The organism is Rhodococcus sp. YH1, from assembly GCF_009939605.1.
GTDB classification, from domain to species: domain Bacteria; phylum Actinomycetota; class Actinomycetes; order Mycobacteriales; family Mycobacteriaceae; genus Rhodococcus; species Rhodococcus aetherivorans.
Genome location: NZ_WVTE01000247.1, coordinates 16,422 through 37,817 on the forward strand (window position 1 = coordinate 16,422; position 21,396 = coordinate 37,817).

Annotated in this window: 21 protein-coding genes; 15 read left to right on the top strand and 6 right to left on the bottom strand. The window is 67.3% G+C overall.

The features are described from left to right. The first annotated feature begins 18 nt into the window (after window positions 1–18). From AIIKEEIJ_RS23675 to AIIKEEIJ_RS23685, 3 genes are all read left to right on the top strand, one after another. The gene (locus AIIKEEIJ_RS23675; protein ID WP_003938451.1) at window positions 19–858 is read left to right on the top strand and encodes a mycofactocin-coupled SDR family oxidoreductase; all 840 of its coding nucleotides are present in this window, start codon (window positions 19–21) and stop codon (window positions 856–858) included. Between the two features lie 29 nt (window positions 859–887). After that, complete coding sequence (locus AIIKEEIJ_RS23680; protein ID WP_161996700.1) at window positions 888–1,703, top strand: ATP-binding cassette domain-containing protein; 816 nt, start codon at window positions 888–890, stop codon at window positions 1,701–1,703. 189 nt (window positions 1,704–1,892) lie between these two features. Further along, on the top strand, window positions 1,893–2,630 hold the full coding sequence (locus tag AIIKEEIJ_RS23685; protein ID WP_161996701.1) for an ABC transporter permease subunit: 738 nt from the start codon (window positions 1,893–1,895) through the stop codon (window positions 2,628–2,630). Between the two features lie 116 nt (window positions 2,631–2,746). Here the strand turns inward: AIIKEEIJ_RS23685 and AIIKEEIJ_RS23690 are convergent, their stop codons facing one another. After that, a complete protein-coding gene (locus tag AIIKEEIJ_RS23690; RefSeq protein ID WP_238406551.1) occupies window positions 2,747–3,709 on the bottom strand; it encodes an SUMF1/EgtB/PvdO family nonheme iron enzyme in 963 nt (320 codons plus the stop codon). 138 nt (window positions 3,710–3,847) lie between these two features. On the opposite strand from AIIKEEIJ_RS23690, the gene AIIKEEIJ_RS23695 reads away from it, so the two are divergent. Together AIIKEEIJ_RS23695 and AIIKEEIJ_RS23700 are read left to right on the top strand one after the other, a co-directional pair. Then, window positions 3,848–4,681 carry a mycofactocin-coupled SDR family oxidoreductase gene (locus AIIKEEIJ_RS23695; RefSeq protein WP_161996703.1) on the top strand — a complete coding sequence of 278 codons (834 nt, stop codon included), beginning with the start codon at window positions 3,848–3,850 and terminating at the stop codon, window positions 4,679–4,681. A gap of 45 nt (window positions 4,682–4,726) precedes the next feature. Next, window positions 4,727–5,971, top strand: coding sequence for a cytochrome P450 (locus AIIKEEIJ_RS23700; RefSeq protein WP_161996704.1), 1,245 nt, complete (start codon window positions 4,727–4,729; stop codon window positions 5,969–5,971). A gap of 99 nt (window positions 5,972–6,070) precedes the next feature. Here the strand turns inward: AIIKEEIJ_RS23700 and AIIKEEIJ_RS23705 are convergent, their stop codons facing one another. The 5 genes from AIIKEEIJ_RS23705 to AIIKEEIJ_RS23725 all read right to left on the bottom strand — a co-directional run bounded on the left by AIIKEEIJ_RS23705 (window position 6,071) and on the right by AIIKEEIJ_RS23725 (window position 10,555). Then, on the bottom strand, window positions 6,071–7,339 hold the full coding sequence (locus tag AIIKEEIJ_RS23705; RefSeq protein ID WP_006941606.1) for a cytochrome P450: 1,269 nt from the start codon (window positions 7,337–7,339) through the stop codon (window positions 6,071–6,073). A 335-nt stretch (window positions 7,340–7,674) separates the two neighbouring features. Then, window positions 7,675–8,418, bottom strand: a complete 744-nt coding sequence (locus AIIKEEIJ_RS23710; protein WP_161996705.1) for an acetoacetate decarboxylase family protein — start codon at window positions 8,416–8,418, stop codon at window positions 7,675–7,677. Window positions 8,419–8,451: 33 nt separating this feature from the next. Continuing rightward, window positions 8,452–8,943 carry a nuclear transport factor 2 family protein gene (locus AIIKEEIJ_RS23715; protein WP_144415056.1) on the bottom strand — a complete coding sequence of 164 codons (492 nt, stop codon included), beginning with the start codon at window positions 8,941–8,943 and terminating at the stop codon, window positions 8,452–8,454. 359 nt (window positions 8,944–9,302) lie between these two features. After that, a complete protein-coding gene (locus tag AIIKEEIJ_RS23720) occupies window positions 9,303–9,740 on the bottom strand; it encodes an acyl-CoA thioesterase (protein WP_006934119.1) in 438 nt (145 codons plus the stop codon). 20 nt (window positions 9,741–9,760) lie between these two features. After that, window positions 9,761–10,555 (bottom strand): SDR family NAD(P)-dependent oxidoreductase, encoded by a 795-nt coding sequence (locus AIIKEEIJ_RS23725; RefSeq protein ID WP_029546546.1) that lies wholly within the window; start codon window positions 10,553–10,555, stop codon window positions 9,761–9,763. A 163-nt stretch (window positions 10,556–10,718) separates the two neighbouring features. On the opposite strand from AIIKEEIJ_RS23725, the gene AIIKEEIJ_RS23730 reads away from it, so the two are divergent. The 10 genes from AIIKEEIJ_RS23730 to AIIKEEIJ_RS23775 all read left to right on the top strand — a co-directional run bounded on the left by AIIKEEIJ_RS23730 (window position 10,719) and on the right by AIIKEEIJ_RS23775 (window position 21,299). Next, entirely contained in the window at window positions 10,719–11,867 is a 1,149-nt protein-coding gene (locus AIIKEEIJ_RS23730) for an acyl-CoA dehydrogenase family protein (RefSeq protein WP_082120290.1), read from the top strand. Window positions 11,868–11,897: 30 nt separating this feature from the next. Beyond that, window positions 11,898–13,835: a 2-oxoacid:acceptor oxidoreductase subunit alpha gene (locus tag AIIKEEIJ_RS23735; protein ID WP_029546545.1), complete on the top strand. Its 1,938-nt coding sequence runs from the start codon at window positions 11,898–11,900 to the stop codon at window positions 13,833–13,835. Continuing rightward, window positions 13,832–14,911 carry a 2-oxoacid:ferredoxin oxidoreductase subunit beta gene (locus AIIKEEIJ_RS23740; protein WP_043802038.1) on the top strand — a complete coding sequence of 360 codons (1,080 nt, stop codon included), beginning with the start codon at window positions 13,832–13,834 and terminating at the stop codon, window positions 14,909–14,911. The genes AIIKEEIJ_RS23735 and AIIKEEIJ_RS23740 overlap by 4 nt, the downstream gene beginning before the upstream one ends. 141 nt (window positions 14,912–15,052) lie before the next feature. Next, a complete protein-coding gene (locus AIIKEEIJ_RS23745; protein ID WP_006934104.1) occupies window positions 15,053–15,460 on the top strand; it encodes a nuclear transport factor 2 family protein in 408 nt (135 codons plus the stop codon). A 24-nt stretch (window positions 15,461–15,484) separates the two neighbouring features. Then, window positions 15,485–17,041, top strand: coding sequence for an AMP-binding protein (locus AIIKEEIJ_RS23750; protein ID WP_161996706.1), 1,557 nt, complete (start codon window positions 15,485–15,487; stop codon window positions 17,039–17,041). Continuing rightward, the gene (locus AIIKEEIJ_RS23755) at window positions 17,038–17,505 is read left to right on the top strand and encodes a hypothetical protein (protein ID WP_043802042.1); all 468 of its coding nucleotides are present in this window, start codon (window positions 17,038–17,040) and stop codon (window positions 17,503–17,505) included. The genes AIIKEEIJ_RS23750 and AIIKEEIJ_RS23755 overlap by 4 nt, the downstream gene beginning before the upstream one ends. Beyond that, the gene (locus tag AIIKEEIJ_RS23760; RefSeq protein ID WP_161996707.1) at window positions 17,502–17,918 is read left to right on the top strand and encodes a MaoC family dehydratase; all 417 of its coding nucleotides are present in this window, start codon (window positions 17,502–17,504) and stop codon (window positions 17,916–17,918) included. Before AIIKEEIJ_RS23755 ends, AIIKEEIJ_RS23760 begins: the two co-directional genes overlap by 4 nt. 30 nt (window positions 17,919–17,948) lie before the next feature. Continuing rightward, on the top strand, window positions 17,949–18,788 hold the full coding sequence (locus tag AIIKEEIJ_RS23765; protein WP_006934097.1) for a mycofactocin-coupled SDR family oxidoreductase: 840 nt from the start codon (window positions 17,949–17,951) through the stop codon (window positions 18,786–18,788). Window positions 18,789–18,795: 7 nt separating this feature from the next. Next, window positions 18,796–19,311 (top strand): pyridoxamine 5'-phosphate oxidase family protein, encoded by a 516-nt coding sequence (locus tag AIIKEEIJ_RS23770; RefSeq protein WP_161996708.1) that lies wholly within the window; start codon window positions 18,796–18,798, stop codon window positions 19,309–19,311. Window positions 19,312–19,316: 5 nt separating this feature from the next. Then, window positions 19,317–21,299, top strand: coding sequence for an oxidoreductase (locus AIIKEEIJ_RS23775; protein WP_161996709.1), 1,983 nt, complete (start codon window positions 19,317–19,319; stop codon window positions 21,297–21,299). Window positions 21,300–21,396 lie beyond the last annotated feature (97 nt).

Here is a 21,396-nt window from a genome sequence, read left to right on the forward strand (position 1 = left end):
CACGTGAGGAGCAACGACATGACAGGACGAGTCGAGGGCAAGGTCGCCTTCGTCACCGGTGCGGCACGGGGACAGGGACGTAGCCACGCCGTGCGGTTGGCGGAGGAAGGTGCCGACATCATCGCAGTCGACATCTGTGCGGACATCGACACCGTGACGCCCTACTATCCGCTCGCCACCGAGGCCGAGCTGAAGGAGACGGTGCGGCAGGTCGAAGCGCTCGGACGACGCATCGTCGCACGCACGGCCGACGTCCGGGACCTGGACGGCCTGCAGGCAGCATTCGACGCCGGCGTCGCGGAACTCGGACGGATCGACATCGTCGTCGCGAATGCGGGAATCGCCACGTACGGCCGGTCCTGGGAGCTGACGGCGGACCAGTGGCGGGACATGATCGACGTCAATCTCACCGGGGTATACCACACTGCGAAGGTAGCGATCCCGACCATGATCGAGGCGGGACGCGGTGGGTCGATCATGTTCACCAGTTCGATCGGTGGCCTGAAAGGAATCCAGCAGGTCGGACACTATGTCGCGGCGAAGCACGGCATCGTCGGGCTCATGCGGACCATGGCGAACGAACTGGGCCCCTACCGGGTCCGGGTCAACACCATCCACCCGACCAACGTCGCAACGATCATGATCCAGAATCCCGGCACCTACGGCATGTTCGTGCCGGACGACCCGGAACCTACCCAGGAGAAGGCGATGCCGGGATTCATGTCGTTGAACACCCTGCCCGTCCCGTGGGTGGAGAGCGCCGACATCAGCAGTGCCGTGCTCTACCTCGCAAGTGACGAGGCGCGTTACGTCACCGGTGTCGCGCTGCCTGTCGATGCGGGTGCACACGTCAAGTAGCCGGTGGCCGAGAGAGGGAGTGATGAGCAGTGGGACCGAACGACTACAGTAGCGATGGGGCAGTCGAACTCGACGCCGTGACCGTCGAGTTCGATCGGCACGGCACGGGCGAAGTGAACCGGGTTCTCGACGGTGTTTCCCTCGAAGTGCACGACGGAGAGTTTCTCGTCCTCGTCGGACGGAGCGGCTGCGGCAAGACCACCATCCTGAATTTGCTTGCCGGCCTGATACGGAACTTCACGGGGCGAGTCGGCATCCTCGGCCGCACGCCGGCCGAGGCACGCGACGACGTCGCCTACATGTTCGCCCGGGACGCTCTGCTCCCGTGGCGTTCGGCAGTCCGGAACGTGCAGTTCGGCTTGGAGATCCGCCATCCTGAGATGCCGCGCAGACAGCGGCGTGAACGTGCCCTGCAGTACCTCGATCTCGTGGGCCTGCGGGCCAGTGCCGGTCTGTATCCGTGGCAGCTGTCCCAAGGGATGCGTCAGCGTGTGGCGCTGGCACGGACATGGGCACTGGATCCGAAGTTGCTGCTCATGGACGAGCCGTTCGCAGCGCTCGACGCCCAGACCCGCGGTGACGTCCAGCGCAAGTTCCTGGACCTGTGGGCCGGTGACCGCAAGAACGTCGTGTTCGTCACGCACGACCTCACGGAGGCGATCCTCATGGCGGATCGGATCGTCCTGCTCGCCGAAGGAAGGATCGCCGCGGAGCACATCGTCGACATCCCCAGGCCGCGCGACGTCGACGAGATCACCCTCGATCCGACATACCGGCGCATCTACAAGGAACTCGTCGACGCGCTGCACGCGCCGGCGGAGAACCCCGAGCAGGTCCCCGCGTAACACCTCCGAACGATTCCGGCGGACCGCGCATCGCGAGCCGCCGGGAAAGGGTCGAAAATGACTACAGCAGTGGAAAGTCCCCGAAGCGCCGGTCCCGGCGTCACCGGCCGGTCACGTTCGTCGAACACTACTCCCGCTGCCGGCACCCGGAAGGCTCGGATCGGGCGGCACCCGCTCACCTTGCTCGCCATGAGGGTGGGTTTTGCTGCGGCACTGATCGGGCTGTGGCAGCTCGTGGTGAGCCTGCAACTGATCGATCGCACGGTGTCGAGCAGTCCCGTCGAGGTCTGGCATGCCCTCGTGAGCGCGGTCACCGGCAGTGAACTCTGGCTCAATCTCGCCGACACGATGATCGCGGCGGTGCTCGCCTTCGTGCTGGCCTCCCTCGTGGGCGTCGTGATCGGCATCGGTCTGGCACTGCTGCCGTCGGTGGAGAAGGTCGTTGCGCCGTTCCTCGATGCGATCAACGCGATGCCCCGGATCGCGCTCGCCCCGGTGTTCGTGGTGGCCTTCGGCCTGAGTATCAGCTCGAAGATCGCCCTGGCGTTTTCCATCGTGGTGTTCATGGTGATCAGCGCGGCCCGAGCCGGCGTGCGATCGGTGGACGTCGACGTCGCTGTCCTCGCCCGTACTCTGGGTGCCACACGCCGCCAGATGTTCACCAAGGTGCTCGTACCGGTGGCAGTCCCGTCGATCTTCGGCGGCCTGCGTCTGGGACTGATCTACTCGATCCTCGGCGTGGTGACGGCGGAGCTGATTGCGTCCCGGAGCGGGGTGGGGCAGCTGCTGCAGAAATACGCCGGGTTGTTCCAGACCGCAGAGATGTACGCGGTACTGATCGTCCTGGCTGTGGTAGCGGGCCTGATCAATGCCGGGATGACCCGCCTCGAGAGCGCCCTTCTGCGATGGCAACCCGATCACTCGTGACCGACACGATCACCGACGCCGACGCAGGTGGTTCGAGCGACCGCGCGGCGTGAGCAGACAGTGCGATGCCCCCGGCCGGTGTCCGTGCGGACTGCGCCGGGGGCTTTCGCATGCCGTCAGCTCGTCCGCATCACACATCGGAAACCGATGTGTCCGGTCGACGTATCCTCGCTCTGTCCCTGTCGGGCAGCCGGGCGGTAGCGCAGGCAGTAGTTGGGTGCGCAGAGGTGGGAGCCGCCCTTGATCACTCGTCGTGGCCGGGGCGCGTCGACGGGTTGCTCGGCCACGACGATCCTGGGGTTCCGGGGTATGCAGCACGCCGACGCCGGTGCCACGTTCTTTCCCCCGCTGGCATGGTCGCCGGTGAAGTCGTCGACGGTCCACTCCCAGACATTGCCCGCCATGTCCCGCAGCCCGTACGGATTGGAAGGGAAGGCGTGTACCGGGGAGGTCCGGTAGTACCCGTCCTCCTCCAGGTTCTGCCAGGGGAACTCGCCCTGCCACACATTGGCTCGCGGACCACCCGGCGGAGGATCCTCGTCGCCCCAGACGAAGTGCCTACCCTCCTGACCCCCGCGCGCCGCGAACTCCCATTCCGCCTCCGTCGGGAGGTCCTTGCCGGCCCACTTCGCGTACGCGAGTGCGTCGTCGTGGGAGACGTGCGTGACCGGATGGTCGTCCCGATCGTCGCTCGTGCTGCCGGGTCCCTCCGGATGCCGCCAGTTCGCTCCCGGAATCCACGACCACCATCGGGTGAAGTCGTCGAGCGGCACCGGATGGTCCGGTGGATCGAAGACGAGCGATCCCGGCACGAGCAGGTCGGCGGGAGCCTCCGGGAACTCGGCCGGATCGGGGGCGATCTCTGCGGTCGTCACATGCCCCGTCGCGTCGACGAACTTTCGGAAGTCCGCGACGGTCACGGGGTGGATGTCCATCCAGAATCCGTCGACGGTGACTCGGTGGACAGGTTGTTCCTCCGGGTAGAAGTGGTTCGATCCCATCAGGAAGGTGCCGCCGGGCAGATGCTGCATCGAAGCAGTGGGGTCGGCCCGTTCCGGCGTGCCGGGCCGGACGGACATCGATGGCTCCATGTGTGCTCCCGAGGAAGTACGTATCCCGTGAACGGGACTTTCGGACCTTGCATCTCCGCTAGTTAATAATGATGATAAGCATTAAGGTGCTCTTCGTCACAGTCTGAGCGGAAGAGGAGATGGGAAATGGGTCGAGTAACCGGGAAGGTCGCGCTGGTCACGGGCGCCGCACGGGGGCAGGGACGTTCGAATGCCGTCCGCCTCGCGGAGGAAGGCGCCGACGTCGTGATCCTCGACTCCTGCAAGGACATCGACACGGTCGCCTACCCGCTCGCCACCCCCGACGACCTCGCCGAGACCGGACGCCTCGTCGAGGCCGCGGGCCGTCGCTGCCTGTCCCGCGTCGTCGACGTGCGCGACCAGGCGGCCCTCGACCTGCTCGTCTCCGACGCCGTCGACGAGTTCGGGCGCATCGACATCGTCAGCGCCAACGCCGGCATCGTGAGCTTCACCCCCACCTGGCACCTCAGCGACGAGGAGTGGCAGAACGTCATCGACGTCAACCTCACCGGGGTCTTCCACACCGTGCGGGCGGTCGTCCCACACATGATCGAGCAGGGCACCGGCGGCGCGATCGTGCTCACCAGCTCGGTCGCGGCGATCCGGGCGAGCCGCAACCTCGGGCACTACGCGGCCAGCAAGGGCGGGGTCGTCAGCCTCATGCGCACCCTCTCCAACGAGCTGGGGGAACACGGCATCCGGGTCAACACCCTCAACCCCGGCACCGTCCGGACGGACATGATCGAGAACGACGCCATGTACCGCATCTACCGTCCGGACCTCGAGTCGCCCACGCAGGCCGACATCGTCGACCACTGCCGCCGGCGCAACGAACTCGACGTCCCCTGGGTCGAGGCCGTCGACATCAGCAATGCCCTGGTCTGGCTGGCCTCCGACGAGGCCCGGTACGTGACCGGCGTGGTCCTGCCCATCGACGCCGGATTGCTCGCCAAGGCCTAGAACCCGATTCGCCGCCAACGAATCCCGTCTCGGAAGGAACGCACGATGGAAAGCCCCGCTCGCTGTCCGGTCGTCCACTTCGACCACAATTCGCCCGAGCACTCGGCCGACCCGGCCGAGTCGTACCGGAAGATCCGCGAAACCGTCAAGATCGGCTGGACTCCTGCTCACGACGGTTACTGGGTGCTCTCCGACTACAGTTCGGTCTTCGACGCCGCCCGCGACGACGAGACGTTCTCCTCGGCGCGCAGCGAGTACGGCGGCGACGGGCTGTCCGTGGTGATCCCGAAAACCCCGCATCACGACCATATTCCGATCGAGCTCGATCCCCCGGAGTTCCGCAAGTACCGCAGGATCGTCAACCCGGTCAGCGCGCCGGCCGCCGTCGAGAAGATGAAGCCCACCATCGACCGGCACGTCGCGGGCTTCATCGACAGCGTGATCGAGAGCGGTGAGTGCGACCTGACGTCGGTCATCGGAGTGCCCTCGATCGTCACGGTGGAGTGGCTCGGACTCGACGTCTCGGAGTGGCGCCGCTACTCCAACGCCCACTTCCAGGTGCTCGCGGGAATTCCGGGCACCCCCGAGCACACCCGCGCGGTCGACGTCGACTTCCCGTACCTGGCCGGACGCATCGAGCAGACCATCACCGAACGGCGACGGGATCCGAAGGACGACATCATCAGCTACCTCGTCCAGCAGGAGGTCGACGGCAGCCCGATGAACGATCACGACGTGTTCGCGATCGTCGACCTGCTCATCTCCGGCGGCGTCGGCACCACCGCGTCCCTGGTGAGCAACTCGCTGGTCTGGCTCAGCCGCCACAAGGACGTGCGGCAGCGTCTCATCGACCACCCCGATCTCCTCGATCACGCCATCGAGGAGTTCCTGCGGTACTTCTCGCCGACCCAGGCGCTCGCCCGCACCGTGACGCACGACGTCGAGTTCCACGGCTGCCCCATGCAGAAGGGCGACCGGGTGCTGCTGTCGTGGGCCTCCGCCAATCGCGATTCGGAACTGTTCGACAAGCCCGACGAGATCGACATCGAACGGTGGCCCAACCGGCACACCGCCTTCGGCATCGGTGTGCACCGCTGCGCCGGTTCGCACCTCGGCCGGTACATGTCGCACGCTCTGATCAGCCAGGTGCTCGAACGGATGCCGGACTACGACGTCGACCTCGCGGCGCTGCAGCCGTACCCGCGACAGGGCGTGAACACCGGCTACCAGCGCATCCCGGCCACCTTCACGCCCGGTCGCCGGGTACTGACGGACTACACGCTGCAGTAACGTCTTTCGCCGACGCGGCAGTGCCGTCTTTCGCCGACGCGGCAGTGCCGGCCGTCCGCGTACGCGATCGCATGCGCGGACGGCCGGCTGTCGCGGCTGTCAGCCGAGCTTCCCGGTCGGTTCGAACTTCACGCGCAGTTCGGGGATGCTGCGGGTGTAGAGGCCCTCCTCGCGCGGTACGAAGCCGTCCTGGTACTCGATCGAGTCCATCGTGTCGAGCACGAGGTTCAGCGCGATGGTCATCTCCGTCTTCGCGAGCATAGAGCCCACGCAGAAGTGGCGGCCGAGGATGAACTGCACGTGGTTGGCCGCACCACTGAATGCTCGGTCGACGTTGAGGTCGGTTCGGAAGATGTCGAACTCGTCCGGATTCGAGAAGTGGCGCTCGTCGCGGTTGGCGGCCGCGAGCATCATGATGCACGTCGCCCCTGCGGGGATGGTCGAGTCCTCGATCTGCACCTCGTCCTCGGTCTGGCGCATGATCATGTGGACGGGTCCGGAATACCGCAGCGTCTCGGCGATGACGCGGTCGGCGAGGGTGCGGTCCTCGCGCACGGCCCGCATCTGCTCGGGATGGTCGATCAGATTGCGAATCATGCTGGCGATGGCTTTGTCCGTCGTCTCGCCACCGGCGACGAGGAGCAGACTGACGAAGGCCTTGATCTCCTCGTCGGACATCTGCTCGCCGTCGACCTCCGCGCGGCACAGGCGCGAGAGCAGATCGTCGCCGTCGCCCGAGCGTCGTTCGCGGATGATCGGCAGCATGTACTCGCGCAGCTCGACATGGGTGCGTTCGGCGGCGGCGTTGATCTCGGGGTCTCCGGCCAGGTTGTTGAGATAGGCCATGATCGAGAAGTACCAGCCGCGGAACCGCTCGTGATCGCTCTTGGGCAGGCCCAGCATGTCGACCATCACGTTGATGGGGAATCGGCTGGTGAACTGGGAGACGAGTTCGGCCTCGCCCTGCCGGGCCACCGCGCCGAGCAGCTCGCCGGCGTTGCGCGCGACGATGTCGCCGATCAGCTGGGCGGCATTGTGGGTGATGGCCGGCATGAAGCGTTCGAGTCCGTTGCCGCGGAAGAACGGGTTGAGCAGCGCGCGGTGCGTGGAGTGCTCGCGCCCTTCCATCTGCAGGATCGTGCGGCCGTGGATGGGCTCGAGCTGCCATTCGTAGTTGCGGCTGGAGAACTTCGGGCTGCGGAAGGCCTCGGCGCAGTCGGCGAACCTGCTGATCAGGTAGCTGTCCGTGCCCTCGTGGTGCAGGGCCGGGTAGTGGTCGCGCAACACGCGGTGGAGCGGGTACGGGTTGTCGAGGAACTCGGGGGAGAGGATGTCGGGGGCGATGGGGCGGGGATCGACTGCGGTCACTCTGGGATCTCCTGATCGTCGAATCGAGGGTCGAGCAGGATCGGTGCCGGAGCACCGGTCGGGGTCGTGCCGCTCCGCCGAGGGTCTGGGGCCGGAGGTGGACAGTGATCCGGATCACTAGGTGCTGATAACTATAAATACGATTCGAATGATGTCAACGCATATTGGTGAAACGAGTTCTCGACGGGAACGGGCGCCCACTCGTGAGGAGTGGGCGCCCGCACCGAATCTGCCGTCCAGCTCGAGGGTGCTGCCACGCCGGCGGTAGTCGGCGAGCGCCGCGTCGTACTCGTCGTCCGATCCGAGTCGGCTGCACATGCTGGACCCGCAGCGGGTTAGAAGAACCGTTTGACGACCTTCGCTGTCGGCGCGACGTCCATGTCCGAGCGGACGTAGAGGGCGTCTGTGATCCGTTTGATCGGCAGGGTGTGCCATGGATCGAGTTCGGATTCCACACCGAACGAGATCGAGCCGCGCCCGGACCATGCTTGCTTCGGGGTCACACGGCAGGAGTTGAGCACCAGATCCGCGAGCGACGGGTCCCCACCCTCGGGATTCGGGATGACCCGGAGGCCCATCGGCTTCATGTCGTAGGGCTCGAGGTCGACCGGACGCTCCGGCTTCATCTGTACGGTGCAGATGCGGCTTCCCTTGGGACGTTCCACGATTCCCTGCATGACCTCGCTTTCCTGCTGCCACTCGATGTGGCCGAACTTCTTGGGGTTGCCCCAGATCTCACGGCCGGCGGCGAGTGCCGACTCCTGGTTGAGCAGGATGCGGACGGGATAGATGCACGGCTCGCCCTCCCACGTGCAGTCGAGGAACTGGTAAGCCTCCTCGTACGCACCGAACGTGGTGAACGGCATCTTGGCGATGACGATGCGGACGGTTGCCGGGAGAGTGAGTTCGAAACCCGCTGCCTCCGGAAGGAGGTCGAGCGCGGCGTTCTCGTCGGTCTCGTAGGCGACCGTGATGGTCTCCATGTCGCGATAGTAGACGGGCGGCTTCGGGTAGAGCGGCTCGTCCACCCGCATCGTGTAGCCGAATTTCTCCCGGGTGAGTCGTCCCTGCTTGGCCATGATTGCTCCTTGCGTCGAGGGAAATGTGGCGGATCAGTGTTCGTAGACGGGAGTGGTGGTACCCCGGGGGACGATCATCTTGTCGAACTGCGCCTGCTCGATCAGGGCGGTGTCGCAGAACTCGAGCATGGCCGCGATCTTGTCGTCGCGGACGGTGACGATCCAGCAGTACTGGTTCTTGTACGGAACCCCGTTGCGGCCCATGCCATCCGAGCGGCAGAATACGACGACGCGCCCGTCCTCCAGCGAGAGGACGTCCTCGACCTCGAGTGGCTTGATGCCGTACTCCTGGCTCAGGCCCTGCACGGACGGGCCTTCGCGCTCCTCGCCGCGGAAGTTCGCGCCGAGAAAGTCGTTCTGGATGGACTCGAGACCCTTGTAGGTGCCCGAGATGGGAGTGGATCCGATGAGGGTCCAGGTGGCATCGGGATGGAAGTAGCGGGTGAACGCGTCTCCCACCCCCTCCGAATCGCCGCGGACGGCGGCGAGCCAGTTCTGTACGACCTTCTTTTCGTTGGTTCCCATGTCCATTCGCTTTCGTGATTCCGGGGCGGGCTGCTCCCGCGCCGGTCGACAGGTCCGTCCCGAGGAAAGCCGCCGTCGATGCTCGCGCATCGGCTGGGATGGGACGGGGGCTCTCCTGCGGTCGCTCGGGCCTCTGCGGATCGTCGAATCGACGGTCGAGCGGGAGTTGCGTCGCTCAGGGGCGAGCGCCTCCGCGGACGGTTCGGGATCGGAGTCGAAGTGATCCAGATCACCGATGCTGACGACTGTATGCGGAATTTGGTAATTGTCAATGGATTTCGCGCACGCCGAAGATGCCGAAGGGGGCGTCCACTCGGTGGAGTGGACGCCCCCTTCGCGCGCGGGAACTCGCGCGGGAACTACGGTTGCGTCGTCTTCGGCGGCTCCAGCGTCCGGAGGGCGGCGAGCAGCCGCTCCGGGATCGGGGCCTTGTTTCCGTCGGCGCCGCGCACGGCGAACGTGATCTTGCCGTGAGCGACGAGTTCGTCGCCGCGCTCGAAGTCGAATCCCAGCGCGTACGAGGTGGTGCCGAGGTGGTCGAGGACGACCGTGCAGGTCAGCTCGTCGAACACCTCGCAGCTGGTGATGTACTGGCACTCCGACTTCAGGCCCACGGTGTAGACGCCGACGGTGTCGAGCAACGTGTGGCTGTCGAGGCCGAACGAGTGCAGCCAGACGCTGTACGTGCGTTCCATCCACGGGTAGTTGATGGCGAAGTACGAGATCCCGACGGCGTCGCAGTCGCCGTAGGCGAGCTGGAAGCGCTGCTGCGTGACGGCGGTGGTGGCGGTGGTCATGTCGTGTCCTTCCGGGTGGATCAGGGGTGGCCGCCGTCGACGGTGACGATGGAGCCGGTCGTGAAACTCGAGGCGTCGCTCGCGAGGTAGAGGGCGGCGCCGACGATCTCGTCGGGCTGTCCGCCGCGCTTGGCGGCGAAGCGCTGCGCCCGCTGGGAGAACGCCTCCATGTCCCACGAGTTGCTCACGTCCGTGAGGAAGGTGCCGGCCATGATTGCGTTGCTGCGCACCGTGGGACCGAACGCGTGCGCCATGCCGATCGTAACGGCGTTGAGTCCGGCCTTGGCGGCGGCGTAGGGAAGGATGTCCGGCCTGGGGTGCACGGACCCGGCGCTGGAAATGTTGATAATGGATCCGCCGTCGCCCTGCGCCATGCGGGTTCCGACGAGTGCCGCGAGCCGGAACGGGCCCTTGAGGTTCACCCCGATCACTTTGTCGAACAGCGTTTCGCTGACGGTGTCGAGACTGTCGTACAGCGGGGACATGCCCGCGTTGTTGATCAGCACGTCGATCTTCCCGAAGTGACCGTAGGCCGCCTCGACGAGTTCCTCGATCGATTCCCATCGTCCGACGTGGAACGAATGCGCAAGCGTCTTGCGTCCCGTCTCCTCGGTGATCTCGTCGGCGGTGGCCTGGCAGGAGGCCAGGTCACGGCTGGCGATGACGACGTCGCAGCCGGCGCGAGCCAGCCCGAACGCCATGGCGCGGCCGAGGCCCCGGCTGCCGCCGGTGACGATCGCCGTGCGGTCGGTCAGATCGAACGCGCGGACGGGGTCGAACCCCGGGCGGGTCCGGCCGGTTGTTGAATCGGTCATCGAGTTCCTCCACTGGTCCTGGTTGACGGTACCCAATTCCTTGCTATTGTGATCATAGATTAGCGGATAGTGATCCAGTTCACGACAATGGCCGAGACCGCGCCGAGTCACACCGCCGTGTCGCACCCGGTGGATCGGACGCATCGCCAGAACGGAGTACAAGGTGAGTGACGACCAGCAGGACCTGTTCGCCCTGCCGCAGCGGTACCTCGACCTCCAGCGGGAAGCCCGGGACCTCGCGGCCGAGTGCGCCGACATCGCTGCGCGCGCCGACGAGGCGGACAGCTTCGATCCGGACGTCCGCAAGCGGCTGACCGCGTCCCGGCTCACCGAGGTCGTCGTGCCGGCTGCCTACGGTGGTCGCTTCGAGAAGGTCGACTCGCTCGCGGTGACCATCGTGCGCGAGGCCCTCGCCGCCGAGTCGGCCCACCTCGACTCCATGTTCGGGATGCAGGGCATCGGCAGCTACTGCATCAGTGTCGGCGGCTCCGAGGAACTCAAGGCGGAGTGGCTGCCCAAGGTGGCCCGGCTCGAGGCCGTGGCCGCGCTCGGCCTGACGGAGCCGCACGTCGGCTCCGATCTCAAGGCACTCAGCACCACCGTCGTCGAGCGCGACGGCAAGCTGATCGTCGACGGGCACAAGTCCTTCATCACCAACGGCGGCGACGCGGACTTCTACAGCATCCTCGCCCGCGAGGGCGACGGATACTCCCTCGTGCTGGTCCCGGCCGACGCGCCCGGCCTGCGCATCGAGCGCCCGCACCAGATCATCGCGCCCCACGTGCTCAGCGACGTCATCCTCGAGAACGTCGAGGTACCGGTCGGCAACCGCATCGGGGAACCGGGCAAGGGCTTCGGGCTCGTCCTCGCCACCCTCGCCACGTTCCGCGTGTCCGTGGCCGGCGCCGCCGTCGGCGTGGCCCAGGCCGCGCTGGACGAGGCGGTCGCCCACGCCAAGACCCGGGAGGGCTTCGGCGTCAGCCTCGCGCGTCTCGGATCGGTGCCCGAGCACCTCGCCTCCTGCTGGACCGACATCGAGATGGCGCGCTCGCTGACCTACCGCGCGGCCGCCGCGTCGGCCCGCGACGCACGCGCCAATCTGCACCTGTCGTCGATGGCAAAGGTCGGCGCCACCGAGGCGGCCGCCCGCGTCGTCGACCGCTCGGTGCAGATCATGGGCCGCTTCGGGCTCGTGCGCGGCGGGAAGCTCGAGCGCCTCTACCGGGAGGCCCGTCCCATGCGGATCTACGAGGGCTCGACCGAGGTGATCTTCGATTCCCTGGCCAAGCAACTCGTGAAGGAAGCCCAGTAGGGGCAGAATGCGGACCAGAGGCAGGCACCCATGACAACGGACGCGAACACCACCAAGCTGGAGCGAGTCGTCATCCGCTTCGCGGGCGACTCGGGCGACGGCATGCAGCTGACCGGCGACCGGTTCACCTCCGAAGCGGCCGCGTTCGGCAACGACCTCGCGACGCAGCCGAACTTCCCCGCCGAGATCCGGGCACCGCAGGGCACGCTGCCCGGCGTGTCGTCGTTCCAGATCCAGATCGCGGACCACGACATCCTCACCGCGGGTGATCGCCCGGACGTCCTCGTCGCGATGAACCCGGCGGCGCTGAAGGCGAACATCGGCGACCTGCCGCGCGGCGGCACCGTCATCGTCAACACCGACGAGTTCACCAAGCGCAACCTGTCCAAGGTCGGCTACGCCGCCAGCCCGCTCGAGGACGGCAGCCTCGACGAGTTCGTGATCCACCAGGTGCCGATGTCGAGCCTGTCGGTCGGGGCGGTCGAGCCGGCCGGCCTGAGCCGCAAGGACGGGGAACGCGCGAAGAACATGTTCGCGCTCGGGCTGCTGTCGTGGATGTACAACCGGCCGGTGGGGCGGATCGAGGAGTTCCTGCGCACGAAGTTCGCCAAGAAGCCGCAGGTCGCCCAGGGCAACCTGCTCGCATTCCACGCCGGGTGGAACTACGGCGAGACCACGGAGACGTTCGCGACGACGTTCGAGGTGGCCAAGGCGGACCTGCCGCCCGGTACGTACCGGCAGATCACCGGCAACACCGCCCTGGCCTACGGCCTGGTGGCCGCCGGTGAGCTGTCCGGGCTCGAGGTGTTCCTCGGGACGTATCCGATCACTCCCGCCTCCGACATCCTGCACGAGCTGACCAAGCACCGCAGCCTCGGCGTGACCACCTTCCAGGCGGAGGACGAGATCGCCGCCATCGGCGCGGCAGTCGGGGCCTCCATCGGCGGCGCCCTGGGCGTCACCAGCACCTCCGGTCCGGGCCTGGCCCTCAAGAGCGAGGCCATCGGCCTGGCCGTGATGACCGAAATCCCCCTCGTGGTGATCGACGTGCAGCGCGGCGGACCGTCGACGGGCCTGCCGACCAAGACCGAGCAATCCGACCTGCTGCAGGCGCTGTACGGGCGCAACGGTGAGTCGCCGGTCGCGGTGCTCGCGCCGCGCTCACCGGCCGACTGCTTCGCCACCGCGGTCGAGGCGGCCCACATCGCCCTGACCTACCGGACCCCGGTGCTGCTGCTGTCCGACGGCGCCATCGCCAACGGCTCCGAACCCTGGCAGATCCCGCGGGTAGACGAGCTCGCCCCGATCGAGCCGGGCTACGAGACGGGCCCGGACGCCGGTGGTGCGCCCCTGCGCCCCTACGCCCGGGACCGCGAAACCCTGGCCCGCACCGTGGCGATCCCCGGAACGCCCGGCCTCGAGCACCGGATCGGTGGCCTCGAGAAGGCGAACGGCAGCGGCAACATCTCCTACGACCCGGCCAACCACGATCTGATGGTGCGCCTGCGCCAGGCGAAGATCGACGGGATCTCGGTCCCGGATGCCGAGGTCGACGATCCGTCGGGGCAGGCGGAACTGCTGATCGTGGGATGGGGCAGTTCCTACGGGCCGATCGGCGAGGCGTGCCGCCGGGCCCGGCGGCGCGGCACCGCGGTCGCCCACCTGCACCTGCGGCACCTGAACCCGTTGCCGCGCAACCTCGGTGAGGTACTCGGCCGGTACCGCACGGTGATCGCGCCCGAGATGAACCTGGGACAGCTGACGAGCGTGCTGCGGGCGCGCTACCTCGTCGACGTCCAGCCGGTGACCAAGGTTCAGGGCCTGGCCTTCCTCGCCGACGAGATTGTCGACGCGATCGATGCCGCGCTCGCCGGCACCCTGCGCGAGCTGGAACACGCCAAGACCACCGCCGCGCTGGCTGCGGCCGAGTACCGTCCGGAGCCGGACCGCGAGGAGGAATCGGCATGACCGAGTTGATCAGCCGCGTGGGCACCGATCTCGGCTTGAGTGCCACCGCGCTCGTCCCGACGACCGACACCCCGCAGAAGGCCAAGGACTTCACGAGCGACCAGGAGGTGCGCTGGTGCCCGGGCTGCGGTGACTACGTCATTCTGGCCGCGATCCGCAACTTCCTGCCCGAACTCGGCCTGCGGCGCGAGAACCTGATGTTCGTCTCGGGCATCGGCTGTTCGAGCCGGTTCCCGTACTACCTCGAGACCTACGGCCTGCACTCCATCCACGGCCGTGCGCCGGCGATCGCGACCGGTCTGGCCGTCACCCGGCCCGACCTGTCGGTGTGGGTGGTCACCGGTGACGGCGATGCCCTCTCGATCGGCGGAAACCACCTGATCCATGCGCTGCGCCGCAACGTGAACCTCACGATCCTGTTGTTCAACAACCGGATCTACGGCCTGACGAAGGGGCAGTACTCGCCCACGTCCGAGGTCGGGAAGATCACCAAGTCCACGCCGATGGGTTCGGTGGACCACCCGTTCAACACGCTGTCCCTCGCTCTCGGTGCCGAGGCCACCTTCGCGGCCCGAGCGCTCGACTCCGACCGCAAGGGTCTGACCGACGTGCTGCGCCGCGCAGCCGAGCACCGGGGCACCTCGTTCGTCGAGATCTATCAGGACTGCCCGATCTTCAACGACGGCTCCTTCGACGTGCTGCGCAAGGAGGACGCCGAGCAGCGGGTGATCCCGCTGCGCCACGGTGAGCCGATCGTGTTCGGCGCCGAGGGCCAGAAGTGCGTCGTCCGTGACGGATTCGGACTGCGCGTGGTGGACACGGCGACGGCCGACCCGGGTGCGATCGTGGTGCACGATGCGCACGCCGACGATCCGGAGTACGCCTTCGCGCTGTCGCGGCTGTCCGACCAGGACCTCGAACACACCGTGTTCGGCGTGTTCCGCAGCGTTGCCCGTCCGACGTACGACGACCTGGTGCGGGAGCAGAACGAGAGCGCCCGCACCGGCGGTCTCGACCGCCGAGACTCCCTGCAGTCCTTGTTGACCGGGCACGACACCTGGACTGTGTCCGATTAGCCCGATGTTCGAATAGCGTCGATCGCCGCCCCTCGGCGCGGAAACTGGGGTCCTCGTACCCCTAGACAATGCGCATGATTAGTATAAAGTGACTGCCATCACACCTCCCTTCCTTCCCTCCCCTCGGCAGGAGTAGTCGTAATGTCGCTCAGGAACGAAATCGAAAACGCCCTCGCCCGCTACGCGCTCGCCTACGACGACGGCGACATGGACGGCGTCGAGCGCGTCTTCGGCGAAACCGCCGTGTTCACCATGAAGATCGGCGACGGCGACCTCATCGGGCCGCTGAACGGCCGCGAGGAGATCATGGGCCTGTTCCGCGGCGCGCACGAGTCGCAGACCGACCAGCGGCGGCACATCACCACCAATCTGCTGATCGACGAGATCGACGAGAAGAACGTCCGCACGGTGTCCTACCTGCTCATCACCTCCGCGGAGAACGGTGCGCTGAAGGTGTTGTCCACGGGCAAGTACGAGGACGAGTGGACCCGGAGCGGCGGCGACTGGGTGCTCACCAAGCGGCACATCGCCCTCGACCTCCCGTACTGAACCCTCCCGCATCCGGAGACACCCATGACGATGAACCAGGGCCTCATCCCCGCCAAGTGGGCCGCCCTCACCCCGAACCGCATGGCGTTGTACGACGTCCCCAACGATCGCCGCATCACGTTCGCCGACCTCGACGAGCGCGTCCGGCGCCTGGCGAACGGACTGCGCGGACTCGGCCTGGAGAAGGGCGACCGCGTCGCCGTGCTGACCAAGAACAGCATCGAGTTCCAGGAACTGTTCTTCGCCGTCGGCCGAGCGGGACTGATCCTGCAGCCGCTGAACTGGCGGCTGGCAACTCCGTCCCTGCTCGGGCTCGTCGCCGACGCCACCCCGAAGGTGCTCATCACCGCCTCCGAGTTCCGTTCCGTGGCAGAGGAACTGAGTCGATCCACCACGGTCGACCACTGGCTCGAGTTCGGCCCGGGCGGAAGCGGGACGTACGAGGAGCTGCTCGCGAGCTCCAGCCCGGCCGAACCGATCTGGACGCCGAGCGTCGGGGGAGACGACCCGTTCTTCATCCTCTACACCGGCGGCACCACCGGCGAGTCCAAGGGCGCGCTGCACTCGCACACCAGCGCGGCCGCCGGCATGCTCAACCAGACCGTCGCCGAGCGGGTCGTTCCGACCGACGTCTACATGCTCACCGGCCAGATGTACCACATCCCGGTGGTGCTCTCGATGAACTACATGAAGCACGGATGTCCGGTCGTGCTGGTCAATTTCGAGGCCAGGCAGGCGCTCGAGATCATCGAGTCGGAACGGGTCTCGGCGTTCCTCGGCATCACCACGATGCTGAACTGGATGATGGCCGTGGAGAACTTCGACTCCTACGACCTGTCGAGCCTGCGCAACATCCAGTACGGCGGCGGCCCCATGCCGTCCGCGATCGTGCGCAGCGCGCTCGAGGCGTTCCCGTGCACCCTCATCCAGGGATACGGCCAGACCGAGGGCACGACCATGTCGTTCCTGTCCCAGGAGGACCACCTCGACGCGGTCAACGGCATCAACGAGCACCGGCTGAAGTCCTGCGGCCGCGAAGGATTCGGCACCACGATCCGGGTCGTCGACTTCGACGGCAACGAGGTCCCCAAGGACGGCAGGACCCCCGGCGAGATCGTGGTCCGCTCCGAGGCCAACATGCTCGGCTACTGGAACAAGCCGGAGTTGACCGCGCAGACCCTGCGCGACGGTTGGATGTGGACCGGCGACGTCGCGGTCTGGGACGAGGACCACTACGTCTATATCGTCGACCGGGCCAAGGACATGATCATCTCCGGTGGCGAGAACATCTACAGCATCCAGGTCGAAGAGGCCATCGGCGCCCATCCCGCAGTCCTCGAATGCGCCGTCATCGGCATCCCCGACGACGAGTGGGGCGAGGTCGTCAAGGCCGTCGTCGTGCTCAAGCCCGGGCACACCGCCACCGAACAGGAGATCATCGACACCGCGAAGCGGAACCTGGCCTCCTACCAGAAGCCCCGTTCGGTCGACTTCGTCGACGCCCTGCCGAAGGCGCCGACCGGGAAGATCATGAAGCGGGACCTGCGGGCGCCGTATCTCGAAGCGACGGCGGCCCGATGACCGTGGACACCGGACGCCGGGTGCCGACCGAGACCGAACTCGCCGAACTGGTCGGCACGCGCTTCCCCGGCGGCCAGGCCACGCTCGAGCCGTGGTGGGTGCACCTCGTCCTCGACAGCATGCTCGCCGACCCCGCCGACGGCGGTGCGCACCCGGTGCTGGTGTTCCTCGTCGCCACCGGCGCGATGGGCTGGAGCTGGGACGAGTTGTTCGCGGTGTTCGGGGCCACCGAGGCCGACGGCCCGATGGCCGGGGAAACCGAGACGGTGGTGCACCGGCCGCTGCGCGTCGGCGCCACCTACCGCGTCTCGGGCGAGATCGTCTCCGCGACGCGCAAGGTGGGCCGGCGCACCGGCGTCTTCGACATCGTCGGCTACCGTCTCGACCTGCACGACGAGGACGGCGCGCACTGTGCCTCCACCACCAACTCGATCGTGTTCCCGCGGCGAGGAGAGAACGCATGAAACCGACCGTCGGACAGAAGATTCCCGAGCGCACCATCGACGCGGTGGATCCGGCCCGGATGAAGACCCTCTCGGCGCTCATGCGGGACCCGAACCCGATCCATTTCGATCGGAAGGCGGCGAGCGCGCTGGGCCTCGGCGACCGCACGGTCAATCAGGGCCCGAGCAACATCGCCTACGTCGTGTCCATGCTCGGCTCCTGGGCCGGTGGCGTGGACCGGGTCACCGGATACCGGTTCAGATTCCTCGGCAACGTATTCGAGGGTGACAGGCTGCGGGCCGCGGGCGTGGTGACCGACGTGGAGGAGACAGCCGACGGCCTCCTGGTGCGCTGCGACCTCACACTCGACGTCCTCGGCGGAGCGCGCGTTCTCGAAGGCACCGGGACCGTCCGGTTCCCCGTCGATCGCTAGACACCAATTCTCACGAGAGGGGCGACAATCATGGCAGGACGAGTAGAAGGCAAGGTCGCGTTCATCACCGGGGCCGCCCGCGGCCAGGGTCGCAGCCACGCGCTGCGGCTCGCCGAGGAGGGCGCCGACATCATCGCGGTCGACATCTGCGAGAACATCGACTCGGTGACCCCGTACTACCCGCTGGCCACCGAGGACGAGCTCAAGGAGACCGTCCGGCTCGTCGAGGCCCTCGACCGGCGGATCGTGGCGCACCGCGCCGACGTCCGGGACCGCGCGGCGCTGCAGCGCGCCTTCGACGACGGGGTGGCGCAGCTCGGCGGCGTCGACATCGTGGTCGCCAACGCCGGCATCGCCACCTACGGCCGCTCGTGGGAACTCACCGCCGAGCAGTGGCGCGACATGATCGACGTCAACCTCACCGGCGTCTTCAACACCGCGGTCGTCGCGATCCCCACGATGATCGAGCAGGGCCGCGGTGGGTCCATCATGTTCACCAGTTCGATCGGTGGCCTCAAGGGCATTCAGCAGGTCGCCCACTACGTCGCCGCCAAGCACGGCATCGTCGGGCTCATGCGGACCATGGCGAACGAGCTCGGTCCCCACAGCATCCGGGTCAACACCATCCACCCGACGAACGTCGACACCATCATGATCCAGAATCCCGGGACGTACGGCATGTTCTCCCCGGGGGATCCGGAGCCGTCGCAGGAGAAGGCGATGCCGGGGTTCATGTCGCTGAACACGCTGCCGGTGCCCTGGGTCGAATCGATCGACATCAGCAACGCGGTGCTGTTCCTCGGCAGCGACGAGGCACGGTACGTCACCGGAGTCACCTTCCCGGTGGACGCCGGCGCGTACGTGAAGTGATGTGACGATGGCCGTCGGAATCGACGACAACGAGGATCTGCGTACGCTGCGGGTCGACGAGGAGGGCATCGCCGAACTCGTTGCGGCGCAGACCGAATGTACCTTCGCCTTCAGTACGGCGGCCGGGTGGCCCGCCGGGGTGGTGATGAGCTACCTGCACCACGACGACCGGTTCTGGCTCACCGCCGCGAAGGACCGCGCGCACGTACGTGCGGCGATGCGTGAATCCCGTGTGACGCTCGTGATCTCGAATGCCGGCACCGGCCTGCCCGGCAGGCGGATGCTCGCCGTCCGCGGCCGCGTCGCCGTCCACGCCGACGCGGAGACCAAACGCTGGTTCTATGCGGCGTTCGCGGAGCGTCATGCTCCGACCGATCCCGCAGCCTTCCAGCGACTGCTGGACAGCCCCAACCGAGTCGTCCTGGAAGTCCGTCCCGTTCGCATCGCGGTCAGTCACGACTCGACCAGGATGCCGGGCGACGGACGCGGCGGCTCGCTCGGGCCTCGACCGAACAAGGAGTGAACAATATGATCGCGGATCCGGACTCCGCCTACGCCCACCTGCTCTCGCCGTTCCAGATCGGCCCGATGAAACTGCGCAACCGCGTGGTGCTGCCGCCGCACGCCTCGGCGATCGGCAACATCTTCGGGTCCGAGGCCGACGCCGAACGCAACCTCGCCTACTACGTGTCCCGGGCGAGGGGCGGAGCCGCGTGGTTCGACAGCCTCAGCGCCTGGGTTCCGAACACCGGAGTGATCCCGGGGTTCGAGCCCACCGGCGTCGGCGCCACGGTCGAGGGCCACTACAGCCTGCCGATCTTCGTCGAACGCGTACAGGCGTATTCCGATGCCCTGCACGCCGAGGGCGCGGTGGCGACGGGGCAGATGGTCCACCAGGGCGGCATGCCGCATGGTGCGTCGTCGGTCCTGAGCGCTCCGGTGATCAACAACGTCCCACACAAGCTGAACCGGGACGAGATCGCCTACTTCGTCGGCCAGTACAAGTTCTGTGCGGAGCAGGCCCAGAAGGCACGCCTCGACGGCGTCGAGCTCCACATGAACCACGACGATCTGCTCGAGTACTTCCTCTCGCCGCTGACCAACAAGCGCGACGACGAGTACGGCGGCTCGATCGAGAACCGTTGCCGGTTCCCGGTCGAGGTGCTGCGGGCCATCCGCGACGTGATCGGATCGTCCATGGTCATCGGCATCCGGCTGAACCTGCGCGAGGAGGTCCCGGGCGGCTACGACATCACCGGGGCCATCGAGATCGCGCAGTACCTCGAGAGCACCGGCCTCGTCGACTACTTCCACGGCGTGGTGGGCAGCCCGTGGGGCAACCCGTCCTACATCCAGCCGCACTTCTACGAGGCCGGCCAGTGGAGCGATCTCGCCGGGCAGCTCAAGCGGGCGGTGTCGCTGCCCGTCGTGCACACGGGCCGCATCAACCACCCCGACGTCGCCGAACGGATCCTCGCGGCCGGCGACGCCGACGTCGTCGGCATGGCCCGCGCGCACATCGCCGAGCCGTCGATCATCGAGAAGGTCCGCACCGGCCGCGTCGACGAGATCCGGCCCTGCGTCGGCGGCAACGAGTGCATCAGCCGCCGCTACGTCGAGGGCCTGCCGTTCGGCTGCGCGGTCAACCCCGTCACCAGCAACGAGGTCGACGGGCCGTGGCCCACCGTAACCGACCCCCGGCGCGTGCTCGTCGTCGGTGGCGGCCCGGCGGGCATGGAGTTCGCGGCCCTGGCCCGGGAGAAGGGCCACGACGTGGAGTTGTGGGAGGCGTCCGACGTGCTCGGCGGCCAGCTGCGCACCGCGATCAACGCGCCCACGTACGACATGTTCGAGAAGTACCTGGACTGGCAGCAGCGCCGGCTCGAGCGGGCGGGCGTGAAGATCGACTACCGGCACGCGGCGACGAAGGCGGAGATCGAGGCCGCCGGATTCGACGTGGTGGCGGTCGCCACCGGCTCCACCCGCCGGATCCCGGACATCCCGGGCGTGTACGGCGACAACGTCGCCGACATCCGCGACGTCCTGAACGGCGACGCCGCGGTCGGCAAGCGGGTCCTGATCGTCGCGCAGGACGATCACATGCCGCCGCTGTCGCTCGCCGACTTCCTCACCGATCGCGGTCACGACGTCACCATCGTCTACGCGACTCAGGTCGCGGGCCAGCTGCTCGGCCGCTACATCGTCGGTGCGATCCTCGGGCGCCTCGACGAGAAGGGCGTGCAGTACCGGTTCATGGAGGACGTCGTCGAGATCACCCCGACCGGGGTGGTCACCCGCAACGTCTACTCCGGCCGCACGCACCAGGTCGACGGCTTCGACTCGGTGGTGCTCGCCTGCGGTGGCATCGGGGACGCCGGCCTGTACGAGAGCATCAAGGACGGCCCGGCTGCCGAGGGCGAGCGGGAGGTGCACATTCTCGGTGACGCCTACGCGCCGCGGCGCCTGGTGTTCGCCACCCGTCAGGCGTTCGCGCTCGCGAAGCTGATCTGACGGACACCACGACGGGGGTGCGGGCTTCGGGCCCGCACCCCCGTTTCGGTGTCCGTCGGCGATGAGCGGGAGGTTGCTGCGTCGAGCGGGAGGTTGT